Origin of the sequence: Oceanobacillus alkalisoli, assembly GCF_021556485.1 — a bacterium.
In the GTDB taxonomy this organism is placed as follows: Bacteria; Bacillota; Bacilli; order Bacillales; family Amphibacillaceae; genus Oceanobacillus; species Oceanobacillus alkalisoli.
Map to the genome: position 1 here is coordinate 133,902 of NZ_JAKGBW010000005.1, position 12,983 is coordinate 146,884.

12 protein-coding genes are annotated in these 12,983 nt (G+C 38.7%); 9 read left to right on the top strand and 3 right to left on the bottom strand.

Going from position 1 to position 12,983, the window contains the following annotated elements; translation table 11 throughout:
• Window positions 1–25: 25 nt before the first annotated feature.
• From LZD48_RS07030 to purU, 5 genes are all read left to right on the top strand, one after another.
• Complete coding sequence (locus LZD48_RS07030) at window positions 26–1,036, top strand: DctP family TRAP transporter solute-binding subunit (RefSeq protein WP_235762026.1); 1,011 nt, start codon at window positions 26–28, stop codon at window positions 1,034–1,036.
• A gap of 77 nt (window positions 1,037–1,113) precedes the next feature.
• The gene (locus LZD48_RS07035; RefSeq protein WP_235762027.1) at window positions 1,114–1,584 is read left to right on the top strand and encodes a TRAP transporter small permease; all 471 of its coding nucleotides are present in this window, start codon (window positions 1,114–1,116) and stop codon (window positions 1,582–1,584) included.
• Window positions 1,581–2,861, top strand: coding sequence for a TRAP transporter large permease (locus tag LZD48_RS07040; protein WP_235762028.1), 1,281 nt, complete (start codon window positions 1,581–1,583; stop codon window positions 2,859–2,861). The genes LZD48_RS07035 and LZD48_RS07040 overlap by 4 nt, the downstream gene beginning before the upstream one ends.
• Window positions 2,862–2,872: 11 nt before the next feature.
• Window positions 2,873–3,211, top strand: a complete 339-nt coding sequence (locus LZD48_RS07045; RefSeq protein WP_235762029.1) for a cupin domain-containing protein — start codon at window positions 2,873–2,875, stop codon at window positions 3,209–3,211.
• Between the two features lie 144 nt (window positions 3,212–3,355).
• Window positions 3,356–4,255 carry a formyltetrahydrofolate deformylase gene (gene purU, locus LZD48_RS07050; protein ID WP_235762030.1) on the top strand — a complete coding sequence of 300 codons (900 nt, stop codon included), beginning with the start codon at window positions 3,356–3,358 and terminating at the stop codon, window positions 4,253–4,255.
• 92 nt (window positions 4,256–4,347) lie between these two features.
• Here the strand turns inward: purU and LZD48_RS07055 are convergent, their stop codons facing one another.
• Entirely contained in the window at window positions 4,348–5,961 is a 1,614-nt protein-coding gene (locus tag LZD48_RS07055) for a glycoside hydrolase family 43 protein (RefSeq protein WP_235762031.1), read from the bottom strand.
• Window positions 5,962–6,087: 126 nt separating this feature from the next.
• Window positions 6,088–7,290, bottom strand: coding sequence for an ROK family transcriptional regulator (locus tag LZD48_RS07060; RefSeq protein WP_235762032.1), 1,203 nt, complete (start codon window positions 7,288–7,290; stop codon window positions 6,088–6,090).
• Between the two features lie 160 nt (window positions 7,291–7,450).
• Here LZD48_RS07060 and LZD48_RS07065 point away from each other — a divergent pair, with 160 nt between their 5' ends.
• The 3 genes from LZD48_RS07065 (at window position 7,451) to LZD48_RS07075 (ending at window position 10,626) form a co-directional block, all read left to right on the top strand.
• Complete coding sequence (locus tag LZD48_RS07065) at window positions 7,451–8,767, top strand: extracellular solute-binding protein (RefSeq protein WP_235762033.1); 1,317 nt, start codon at window positions 7,451–7,453, stop codon at window positions 8,765–8,767.
• Window positions 8,768–8,910: 143 nt separating this feature from the next.
• Window positions 8,911–9,789, top strand: coding sequence for a carbohydrate ABC transporter permease (locus LZD48_RS07070; RefSeq protein ID WP_235762034.1), 879 nt, complete (start codon window positions 8,911–8,913; stop codon window positions 9,787–9,789).
• 15 nt (window positions 9,790–9,804) lie between these two features.
• Window positions 9,805–10,626, top strand: a complete 822-nt coding sequence (locus LZD48_RS07075) for a carbohydrate ABC transporter permease (protein WP_235762035.1) — start codon at window positions 9,805–9,807, stop codon at window positions 10,624–10,626.
• Window positions 10,627–10,708: 82 nt separating this feature from the next.
• Here LZD48_RS07075 and LZD48_RS07080 read toward each other — a convergent pair whose 3' ends face one another.
• Window positions 10,709–11,329 carry a YesL family protein gene (locus tag LZD48_RS07080; protein ID WP_235762036.1) on the bottom strand — a complete coding sequence of 207 codons (621 nt, stop codon included), beginning with the start codon at window positions 11,327–11,329 and terminating at the stop codon, window positions 10,709–10,711.
• Window positions 11,330–11,647: 318 nt separating this feature from the next.
• Here LZD48_RS07080 and xylA point away from each other — a divergent pair, with 318 nt between their 5' ends.
• Window positions 11,648–12,973, top strand: a complete 1,326-nt coding sequence (gene xylA / locus LZD48_RS07085; protein ID WP_235762037.1) for a xylose isomerase — start codon at window positions 11,648–11,650, stop codon at window positions 12,971–12,973.
• The last annotated feature ends 10 nt before the right edge of the window (window positions 12,974–12,983 follow it).

Sequence of the window (12,983 nt, forward strand, 5' to 3'; positions counted from 1 at the left end):
TTTGACAAAAAAGAGGAGAGAGAAAATGTCTAATAAATGGAAGCTTAGTTTCTTTGCTATACTACTCGTTTTTGTATTAGCAGCTTGTTCGGACACCGATGGGGAAGGGGGAAGTGGTGATTCTGTCACTTTACAGCTCGGACATGCTTTGACGGAAGGAACTCCTGCATCTGATTTAATTGAAGAAATGGCGGCTGAGGTGGAAGAGCAAACAGAAGGGCGCGTGACCTTTGATATTTATCCGAACAGTCAGCTTGGTTCAGAGACGGAAATGCTTGAACAAGTGCAACTCGGTTCGATGGAATCAGCGGCAATTATGGTCGGATCGATGCAGGCACTGGATACACGGATGGCAATCGAGGATTTACCATATATGTGGAAAGATATCGAACATGCGCGGGAAGCATATAAGGGAGAGTTTGGCGATTATTTGGCTGATATTATGGCTGAACAGGACATGACAAAAATCGGGTATCTTGAATGGGGATTCCGTCATATTACGAATAACAGAGGCCCGATTGTGGAGCCGGAAGATTTAGAAGGACTCAATATTCGAGTTGCGGAGACAAAATTGCGAGTTGATGCGTTTGAACAATTGGGAGCACTACCTACTGTAATGGCATTCAGTGAAGTATATGGAGCATTACAACAAGGGGCAATTGATGCGCAAGAAAACCCACTCGCAAATACGGTGTTGCCAAAATTTTATGAAGTTCAGGATTATTTATCTTTGACCGGGCATTTTTATAATACAATCATGCTTGTTGTGAGCACGGATGTATGGGACAGTATCTCTGAAGAGGATCAAGAAATCATAATAGCGGAAGCAGAACGGATTCAAGATGAAGTGACGGTAATGAATGATGAACAGGAAGATACGTATATTCAGGAATTGATCGACAATGGCATGCAGGTTAATGATGACGTGAATGCAGATGCATTCCGTGAAGCGATGATGCCGGTTTATGATAAATGGGAAGAAGATGTATTTGGCGAAGAGATGATGGACATTTATCGTGAGGCGTCAGGCTGGTAAGGGGAAGAAGGAAGAGAGTCGCTTCTCTTCCTTTCTTATTTTTAGCGTAATGAAGGAATAGGGGGAAAGAGGAACCCATGAAAGCGAAAGAAATCATAGCCAAACTATTAGTCTACTTATGTGTCATTGCAATTACGGGTTTAACAGTCATCGTATTTCTGCAAGTGTTAACAAGGACGATGAATATTTCCTTTCCAGGTGCAGATGAGCTTGCTCGGCTTTTAGTCGTTTGGCTTACCTTTTTAGGTTCGAGTCTGGCAATCTATGAAAAAATGCATTTAGCGGTGACATTCTTTGTTAAGCGAGCAAGACCGAAGCTCCAAAAGATGATTCAATTTTCGGTTCACCTATTGACGATTCTATTCTTTGGAATCTTGGTCTATTACGGCTTCGGACTGACGATGGGTGCGATGTCGACAACTTCGTCCACCTTACAATTACCAATGGGATTATTTTACTTAGCAATCCCGCTTAGTTCTCTCTTTTCCATATACTTTATCGTGACGGATATGTTCCGTTCCACTGGAGAGGGGGAGCCGACTGTATGATTCTATTAATTCTTGCTGTATTCTTCGGACTACTCTTTTTAGGAATGCCGATCGCTTTTATTCTAGGGATTGTAAGTGCAGGGATGATGGTTTTTGGAAATGTTTCCTTGGAAATTCTCGTACAACGGATGTTTGCAGGGATAAATAATTTCTCCTATCTCGCCATTCCTCTATTTATTTTGGCGGGAAACATTATGGGAGAAGGCGGTTTAACACGTAGGTTGATGGAGTTTGCTCGGAGCTTTGTCGGACGTTTAACTGGTGGGCTTGGGATGACAACTGTTGTAACAAGTGCGCTGTTCGGAACGGTATCCGGTTCGACAGTCGCTACGACTTACGCAGTTGGATCGGTGCTTGTTCCACGGCTGAAGGAGGAAAAATATAGTAATTCATTTATTGCAAGTATTATCGGTCCAGCAGGTGTGCTTGGATTGATTATTCCGCCGAGTATTACAATGGTTATCCTCGGTATAACAGCGAATATTTCAATTGGTGACTTATTTATTGCCGGTGTAGTCCCAGGTGTTGTTCTTACGATTCTTCTTTGTATTTACGTTGCTTACATGTCGAAAAAGAAAGGCTACGGTGCTGACAAGCCTGCTCCGATGACAGCTAAAGAGTTTGTCCAAGTAGGTGTGAAAGCTTTCTTCCCGTTGCTTACACCAATCTTTATTTTAGGAAGTATTTTCAGCGGATTTGCGACAGCAACAGAGGCGGCAGTAATCGCCGTTGTCTATAGTTTTATTTTATCAATATTTTACAGAGAGCTTACATTTAAAAAGTTTAAAGATATCATGGTTTCCTCTGCGGTGACTTCTGCAACAATATTAATTATTATTTCTGTTGCGAATGCATTTACATATGTACTGACTGCAAATAAAATTCCAGCGATGATCTCGGAATTCTTCCTGCAGTTTGCAAGTACACCGCTTCAATTCTTGCTGATTGTGTCCGTCATCTTGCTTATACTTGGTATGTTGACTGAAGTGACGTCACTTATTATCTTACTGAGCCCAATTTTCATGCCGATTGCGATGGAATATGGAATTGATCCAATCCACTTTGGAATGGTGCTCGTCATGAACTTTGCGCTGGCGAACGTAACGCCTCCAGTAGGTTTATCTTTAATTGCAGGAGCGAGTGTGACGGATCGGAATATGGGGATAGAAGATACATTGCCATATGTGCTGCATGTCATCGGTATCCTTGTTGTTGTTATTTTATTAATTATTTTTGTACCAAGTATTTCTACGTTCTTACCAAGTTTTTTTAATTAGAGGGTGATGAGATGATTAAACGTTCCGATACAGTAGAATCATTGGAAAACATGTATGGTGGAAAAGGCGTCGTAGATATATCTCGTAAATTGACAAAAGAAGATCAGATTGCTGGTCTTGATATGTTTGCAGAAGTCAGCGTGCCAGTTGGCGGTTCGATTGGGTACCACCTGCATGATAAAGATGCGGAAGCCTACTATATTGTTGAAGGAACTGGCACTTTCCATGATGATGAAGGAAAACATGCCGTTTCAAAAGGTGACCTCTGCCTGATCACGAAAGGCGGGAGTCACGGCTTGATCAATACTGGGGACGAGCCGTTAAAAGTTATCGCTGTTGTCTGGAGCTAAATAGTGCCTGTCATGCCTTGCGTTTATCAAAACGAAGCGGAGTGCTGACAGGCGCTTCTTAATTTTGCTGATTTACTTGACGCTTTTATCTAAGTTTCATAAAGTAGGTAATAACGGTAAAATTAGATGAGAAGAGGAACATATATGCATACCTATACAGAAAAGAAAATCCAAGCGTATCAAAAAGATAATGAGAACCGGGCGCGTCTCTTAATCCGTTGCCCGGACCAGCCGGGGATTGTTGCTACAGTATCCCAGTTTCTTTATGAGCATGGGGCAAACATTGTAACGTCAGACCAATATACCCTTGATCCAGAGGGCGGTCAGTTCTTCATGCGGATTGAATTCGAATATCCAGGGTTAATAGATAAGAAAGCTGATTTGGAAAAGGATTTCACTCCAATCGCGGAAAAATTTGATATGCACTATGATATCATGTATGTGCATGAGCTGAAGAACGTGGCGATTTTTGCTTCAAAAGAGCCGCATTGCTTACTTGAACTTTTATGGGAGTGGGAGAGCGGTGACTTAATGGCAAATATTGCTGTTGTCGTCAGTAACCATGAAGTGGTAAGAGATATGGTAGAATCCCGCGGTATTCCATTCCATTATATTCCAGCAAATCGAGATATTCGTACCCAAGCGGAAGCACAACAAAAAGAAATCCTTGAACAATATAATGTGGATTTCATCATTCTTGCACGTTATATGCAGATTCTAACACCTGATTTTGTAAAAGCGTATAAGAACCAAATTATCAATATCCATCATTCCTTCTTGCCTGCATTTATTGGTGCAAATCCATATGAGCGTGCGTTTAACAGGGGTGTGAAGATGATCGGTGCGACGTCACACTATGTGACGGATGATCTGGATGAAGGTCCGATTATTGAACAGGATATTGGACGAGTAGATCATCGTGATGATGTGGCAGCAATGAAGAAGATTGGACAAGCAATTGAGCGAAGTGTGCTTGCAAGAGCCGTGAAGTGGCATTTAGAAGACCGGATCATTGTGCATGGGAATAAGACGATTGTGTTTTAGTTAATTGTTACATCTCCTGATTTCATTAAATAATAATCATATATGAAAGACGTATATTGAAACAAGGCCAGCGGATTGCTGGCCTTGTTTTGTTACGCTAGTACAGGCTTATAGACGAAATAATCAAAATCAGCTGCTATTCCTTCCCCAGATGTATCTTGACATTGCATACCGACAAATGCTCCGGTAAAGAAGCCTCCACCACGTATGTAGTCATCGGATAATTTATAAGCGTAAAGTTGAACAGGAACCTTTTCCCAATTAGTTCCGTCAAAGGAATAGGAATAGTTATAGACATTCGTGTTTACATCTACACGAAGATAAACATATTCTATATCTTTAGGGATCACAATTTCATTCCCTCTCAAAGGCTGGTCAAAAGTAAAGTTATCACAAGTAGTTAACTCAAGAATTCTCCCCTTTTCTTCATTCCAGGTAATCTGGAGAGCTGTCCAGTTTTCCGTATTATAATAGTTTACTAGACCTGCAGCTTGCTGAAAAGATTCAGGTTGAAAAGCTACTTTTGTTTCAGCAGCAAAGTTGAAATGTTGCCAACGTCTCGCAACATAGCTTTGAGTGAATTTAGAAGTTAATGATTCTCTGCCATACAAACGTAAATGTCCTGGATTATCTGTTAAGGATAGAATTTCTTCTCCTAATGGAATACGTAATGTTTGGAAGTGAAGATTTAATTGTTCGGAATTGAAATCTTCTTTCTCGTCGTAATCATTTTCCCACTTCACTTCTTCAATTGCAGGACCTTCGACCTCAAGGGAAGGTTGATTTCCACCAACGACATAAGGCCAATCATCTTTCCATTCCAAGCGCTGGATTGCCGTCTCTCTGCCTAATGGGCAAAATCCGCGTGGGTCTAGGAGGGGCTGATTTTCTTTCGGCAATGGACGACCAGTTAGATGAACTAAGAACCACTCATCTGTATGCGTTTGCACAATTGAAGCATGACCGGCTTTTTGTAAAGGATTTCTAGGATGTGTATAAGATGAGATCAATGGGTTTTCAGGGTGTACTTCATATGGCCCCCATAGATTTTCAGAACGAGCGATTGTAGCCTGATGCTCGTATCTTGTACCACCTTCAGCAGTTAGTAAATAATAGTAGCCATTCATTTTATAAATGTGTGGCGCTTCTACTAATTTGGCATCCGTACCTTTAAAAATAATTTCCTTTTTTCCAATAAGCTTTTGTTTTTCCGCATCATATTCCTGCAGAACAATACCGTAGAAATTATGATTACCAACCCGATGATCCCATAGCATGTTTGTGAAATATTTTTTTCCATCGTCATCATGGAAAAGGGAAGGGTCAAAACCAGAGCTGTTCATATAAATTGGTTCTGACCATTCTCCGTCAATGGAATCACAAGTAACGAGGTAGTTATGACTGTCTTTCCATTGCCCTTCTGTAACTTTAACATCGGTGTAAATTAGCCAGAACTTGCCATCGTTATAGGATAGCTGTGGGGCCCATACTCCGCCAGAGTTTGAGTTACCCATCATATTTAATTGACTAAGACGATTTAATGGTCTTGAAACTAATCTCCAGTTTTTTAAGTCTTTCGAATGGTAGATTCCTACTCCAGGAAACCATTCAAAGGTTGAAACAGCAATATAGTAATCTTCATCTACTCGGCAAATACTTGGATCGGGATTGAATCCTGTTAAGATTGGGTTTTGAATTTTAGTCATGATTATTCACCTCAAGTTTTTTTAATATAATTTTCAAAAAGGAATGCGCTTACTTTGTTTTGGACAGGAATTTCATTATGCGTTATTTTCTATAATAGAATCCCTGTTAGACATCTTGTTCATTCATTAAAGACCAGAAGCACGTTGATGATGTATATTATTATTTAAAAATGCTTCAGCAGAAAAAGCAGCAACCCCTAAAGCAGTCGAATGGGTGCGTAGATTTGAAAAGTCAATTTTCAAATCTTGTTGACTGTACCATAAAGATTGATTTTGAATAGAGTCTATTAGTGGTTGTTTTATCCACTGTTCCGCCTCAGCCATTCGGTTACCGATAATGACCTGCTCGGGATTAAAAGTATTGATGATGTTATTCATCCCCACTCCTAAATATTTCCCTATTTGTTCAAATAATTGGATAGAAGTAGATTCCCCGTTGTTAGCAAGTTCAAGAATGGTTTCTAAAGACAGATGATCATTCTGTTCTTGGTTAAAATTTGAGCGCTCTGCATTCATTATTAATGATCTTTCGGATGCATATAATTCCCAGCATCCTGCATTTCCGCAGCTGCATTTCATCCCATTTAATTCGATCGTCATATGTCCAAGCTCTCCAGAAAAGCCATTATTACCTCTATACAAATTTCCATTTAAGATAAGACCTACACCGATTCCGATACCTACACTTACATAAATAATATTATTAAAGTCTTGTCCAACTCCAAAGTTTTTTTCCCCGTATGCTCCAGCATTTGCTTCGTTCTCTATCGTTATCGGGACTTCATATCTATTTTCTAACTCTGCTTTTAAATCAACATTTCTCCAGCTTAAGTTAGGAGCGAGTAATATTTTCTTTTCTTTATTAACAATACCTGGAACGCCAATTCCAATACCTACAATGCCATACGGACTTGGAGGAACATCGTTCATAAGGTGATCAATCACCCCGTTTAATTTTTCGAGTATTTCTTCGTACGTTAAGTTGCTGAAATTAATTTGTTTTTCTAAGCAGATATTTCCTTTTAAATCTGTTAACACCCCCAGAATATAATTAACACCCAAATCAATTCCAATGGAATAGCCTGCTAATTTATTGAAATGTAACATAACAGGCCTTCTGCCGCCACTTGATTTACCAGGACCAGATTCATTAATTAAATTTTCATCCAATAGTTCTTTTACTAAAGATGAAACAGTTCCTTTATTTAAACCAGTAGAAGTAGCGATATCAGCTCTTGATATTGGGGAGTTTTCAATAATTTTTTCCAGAACTAGAGCTTTATTTTCTTGTTTAACTACTTGTTGATTCCAAGTTTTACTGATTTTCATCGGATTTCAACTCTTTCTCTCGCATTTTAGGCTAGTATAGCACATAGATTTAGTTTATTACAAACTTCGTTCATCCAGTAGACAAACGATGTTTAATTTGTTATTATTATAACTAGCTTATAGAATATAAGCAAAATTTAATTTTCAAGGGGGTTCAGTAATGAAGTTGAGGAAAGCGGTTACATTAATAGGGATGTTGTTGATCTTCACCTTGCTTTTAGCGGCTTGTAATGAAGAGGATGGGGGAGAAAGTGGATCAAATGAAACAAGTTCTGGAGATGCAAAATCAGTAAAGTTTATGCATTTATGGCCGGAAGGCAGCTCCGCTCAACATTACAAAATTGTAAATGAAATCATAGCCGACTTTGAAGCGGAAAACGATGATATAACCATCGATCTTGAAGTTCTAAGCAATGAGCAATATAAAGATAAAATTACAGTATTATCTACATCTAATGAGTTGCCTGATGTTGGGATGACTTGGGCAGCTGGATACATGGAGCCATTTGTAAACGGAAACATGTTTGCGTCTGTGGACGATGTTGTGGAAAGTGATTTATCTGATAGTTTTGTAGAAGGGACGCTTGACGGTTTTGCGATAGATGATACGACTTATGGACTTCCTTTAGAACTAAATATCTCTACAGTATTTTACAATAAGAGCATATTTGAAGAGCATGGATTGGAAGAGCCTGAGACAATGGAAGAATTGAATGAAATCGTCAAGACCTTGAATGATAATGGTGTTAATCCAATAGCACTCGGTAATAGAGATGCATGGACAGGTTCGATGTGGTATATGTACTTAGCGGACCGGCTTGGTGGCGATGAAGATGTATTGTCAGAAGCGATTAATAGAGAAAAATCATTTGAAGACCCAGTTTTAATCCAAGCGGCTGAAGAAGTTCAAAGTCTTATCGATGCAGATGCTTTCGTACAGGGTTTTAATGGGTTAGCTGATGAGGAAGCGAAGAGTATGTTTATGTCAGAACAAGCAGCAATGTATTTAATTGCTACTTGGGATCTTCCGAACTTTACAACGAATGAGGATGTTCCTCAAGAATTCCGGGATTCAGTAGGTTATTTTCAATTTCCAACTGTTGATGGTAGTGGGGATGTTAATAATTATGTAGGCGGTCCGGGCGTAGGGTTATTTGTAGCGGAAAACTCGGATGTTAAAGAAGAAGCCAAAGCATTTGCCTCTTACTTCTTACAACAATGGGGAGAAAAGGCGGTAACTGAAGTAGGAGTGATTCCTGCGACAAAGGTGGATGCAGAATCTCTGGATCTTCCAGAAATGTATGTTGATGTTTTAAACGATTTGAATGCAGCAACTAATATTACATTATATGCTGACGTTCAAATGAGTCCAAGCGCTGCACAAGTGCATTTGGATATGATTCAAGCGTTATTTGGCGGGGAAGTGACACCGGAGGATTTCGCAAAAACGCATGAAGACACACTTTCACAAGAGTAATTATTAATAAGACTAGTAAGTCTCTGTCCGAGGCTTACTAGTATCTATTAACTTAATAATTAATGAAGAAGGTGATGTTAGTTTTTAGAATAAAAGAGTGATTGTAAAAATAATCTATCAAAAAGAGTATGGGGTTGAATATTGTGAATAAAGTTATGTCAAATAAGTGGATTATTACCTTATATACGCTCCCTGCACTTCTATTGATTATTGTCCTTATTGTTGTTCCATTAATTCTTTCGGGATATTTCGGTTTAATGAATTGGGACGGAATCGGAGCAATGGAGTTCATTGGATTAGATAATTATATTGTAGCATTACAAGATACGAAGTTTTGGCAGAGTGCGATGCATTCTTTTCTATTAGCATTGTTTTCTGCACTTAGCCTAATTGCTTATCTGGCAGTTGCTCTGATTTTAGCTTCGAAAATTAAAGGTGCAAACCTTTTCAGAAAAATATATTTAATTCCAATGCTGCTATCTTCTGTTGCAATTGCACAGTTGTGGATTAAAGTGTATAACCCTTCCAATGGAATGTTGAACAGTATTTTAATGACACTTGGAGTTAATAATCCACCTGCATGGTTAGCGGATCCGAATATTGTCCTTTACGCAATATTCGTTCCAATCATTTGGCAATATGCCGGGTTTTACATTTTAATCTACTATGCTGCATTAAAGAATATCCCAGACTCATTAATTGAAGCGGCAAAAATTGACGGAGCAACTCCACTGCAAATTGCGCTAAAGATTAAAATCCCATTAATCATGAATGTATTTAAAGTGACAATCGTATTAGCTATCGTTGGATCCTTAAAATATTTTGATTTGATTTATGTGATGACAGGTGGCGGACCGAATGGCGCAAGTGAAGTAATGGCATCTTACATGTATAAATTGGCCTTCTCAAGCTATGACTTTGGATATGGTAGTGCAATAGGATTCTTATTATTGATTATAACCTTAATTGTTACAGTAATTGTTCGTAAAGTGACTGCTACCAAAGAGGAAATTGAATATTAAGAGGAGGAGCAGAAAATGTCTAGAATAGGTTACAGTTTACTTTATATTTGTTTAGGGCTTGTTGCAGTGTTTCAAATATTTCCGATTCTTTGGTTGTTTATGTTTTCTCTAAAGACAAACCAAGAAATATTTGCAGGAAGTCCGTTTGCCCTTCCTTTAGAACCGAAATGGGAAAATTATTTGAAAGTATTTGATGGGGGAATTGCAACATACTTCTGGAATAGCATTTGGATTACAGTCGTTGCTACCGTATTGACGATTTTAATAGCCAGTATGGCAACATTTGCAATTACGAGAATGAAGTGGAAGCTGAGTGGACTAGTCCTAGGCCTCATTATGGTTGGTTTAATGATACCAATCCATTCTGCACTCATCCCATTATATAATATGTTTTTAAATGTAAATTTGATAGATAATCCACTATCCATCGTTCTTACGTATATTACGTATAATCTGCCGATAACCGTTATGATCCTACTGGGCTTTTATACAACGATTCCAAGGGAAATTGAGGAAGCGGCTATTATTGATGGCAGTTCGATTCATCGTTTATTCTTTAGAATCATCTTACCTATTTCTGCGCCAATTATGTCCACAACGGTTATTATTAACATGATTTATAACTGGAATGAATTTGTTTTTGTTAACACATTTATAAGTTCGGAAAAGTATAAGACGCTTACCGTTGGAATTCAAAACTTTATCGGACAGTATATGACGGATTGGGGTGCGATAGGAGCAACACTCGTAATAAGTGTACTGCCAATCATCATTGCATTCCTATTCTTCAGTAACAAAATTATGGAAGGAATTACTGCCAGTGCTGTGAAGGGATAAGCTCGCAGCATAAGATTAATCTTGCCGAAACATGAAAAGACCGCCTCAACCTCCTAAGCTTATTAGTCTGGTGAGGTGGTTTTTAGCTTGAGTGTTGTTTTCTTTCGATGTTTTTAAATGCATGTAAGCATAGCCAGGATGTAATAAAAGCATAGGTTGTACCACCAAAAATGAAGAACAAGGCAGGGATGGCCCTCATTATAAAGAAAAGAGAAACGAAACATAATACCATAAGAAAACTATATAGCGGACTTATAATCATGATTAAAAAGGCATTTTTTATTAAAGGAATGGTTCTTAAATCATAATGGGTAAAGCTTGGAAAAATATAAAATAGAAATAAGATGAAGATGAGCATAAATGCAAACAGTGGAATATAAGTCCACGTTAACTGTTCATTTATATTACTTTGGATGTAATAAATATCAATAGCGACAAGAAGAAAGAGGACGTTGAGGAAAAGTCCAAGTAAATTGCTTTTTAAAAAGTCGCGCTTGTAATAATACCAAAACGTTTTTAGTACCGGTAAGTCTGATTTCCCTCTGAGCCAATCACGAACCATCGCAAACATAGAAGTGGTAGAAGGATAAAAACCTAGGATAACACCGCCAGCCAATGTAAAAACAACCCAGAGCAGATTGACATAGGCGAACTTTGTTATCCATTCTAATATGTTATATATAGCACTCATTCTGTTGGTCATTGTTATTTCTCCCTTCATCAAAACATCTGATGGTTTAACAGAATGAATTTCATAATTACCAAAGTCGGCTTTTTCATCACCATATGTAGTTGGAAACGAACCAACTCAACTACATACGGTGATGGTGATGCATTAAATACGTATTATGAAATTCATTAAACAATAAACATTATACGATAATCATGATTCTTTTTCTATTACCATGAGGAAATTTAAAAAAACTTAGTTCATCCAATGGGCGAACTATAGATAAGATGCTATAATCAAAAACATGAAAGCTCTTACATTAAAATTCATAAAACTTAGGAGGACACACAAATGACATTTTTTAAAAACATCAATCAGGTTCACTACGAAGGCCCAACATCTACTAATCCACTCGCATTTAAATTTTATAATCCCGAGGAAAAAATTGGTGGAAAAACGATGGAGGAGATTCTCCGTTTCGGTGTCGCATACTGGCACACATTTACGGAAGATCTATCGGATCCGTTCGGTGTTGGCACAGCGATGCGACCATGGGATAAATTTGAAGGAATGGACCTGGCAAAAGCACGTGTCGAAGCAGCCTTTGAATTCTTTGAAAAGCTGAATGTACCTTATTTTGCATTTCATGACGTCGACATCGCACCTGAAGGGGACAGTTTAAAAGAATCAAATGAAAACTTAGATACGATTGTGGCCATGATTAAAGATTATATGAAAGATAGTAAAACGAAATTATTATGGAATACAGTGAACAACTTCAGTCATCCACGCTTTGTTCATGGCGCAGGCTCGTCTAATCACGCGGATGTATTTGCTTATGCTGCAGCGAAAGTGAAAAAGGGATTGGAAGTTGGGAAAGAACTAGGTGCGGAAAACTATGTGTTTTGGGGCGGAAGGGAAGGTTATGAAACCCTGCTTAACACAAATATGCAATTAGAACTGGATAACTTAGCTCGCCTTTATCATATGGCGAATGATTATGCGAAAGAAATTGGTTTTGCTGCCCAGTTCTTAATCGAACCGAAGCCAAAAGAGCCGACGACCCATCAATATGACTTTGATGTAGCCAGTGGCTATGCATTTTTACAACATTATGGGCTCCAAGATGTTTTCAAATTCAATATCGAAGCAAACCACGCAACATTAGCGGGCCATACGTTTGAGCATGAGCTGCATTATGCGAGAATTCACGATATGCTTGGTTCAGTGGATGCAAATCAAGGGCATCCATTACTCGGCTGGGATACGGATGAATTCCCGACAGACCTTCATACGACAGTGCTAGCCATGTATGAAATCCTGAAAAATGGAGGGCTTGGCAGTGGCGGCTTGAACTTTGATGCGAAAGTTCGTCGTGGCTCTTTCACGCCAGAGGACTTATTCCATGCACATATTGCGGGAATGGACAGCTTTGCGGTTGGATTAAAAGTAGCACAGAGATTGATGGATGATCAAGTACTCGATAACGTAATAGATGAAAGATATCAAACGTATCAGGATGGAATTGGTCGTGATATCGTAGAAGACAAGACGGATTTACGCAAGCTGGAGGAGTATGCGCTAGGATTAACAGATATTCAGCATCAATCTGGTAAACTGGAGAGTATTAAAGCTACGATAAACCAATATCTATTAACAACCTTTACTGGTGAATGAAACAGAGCAT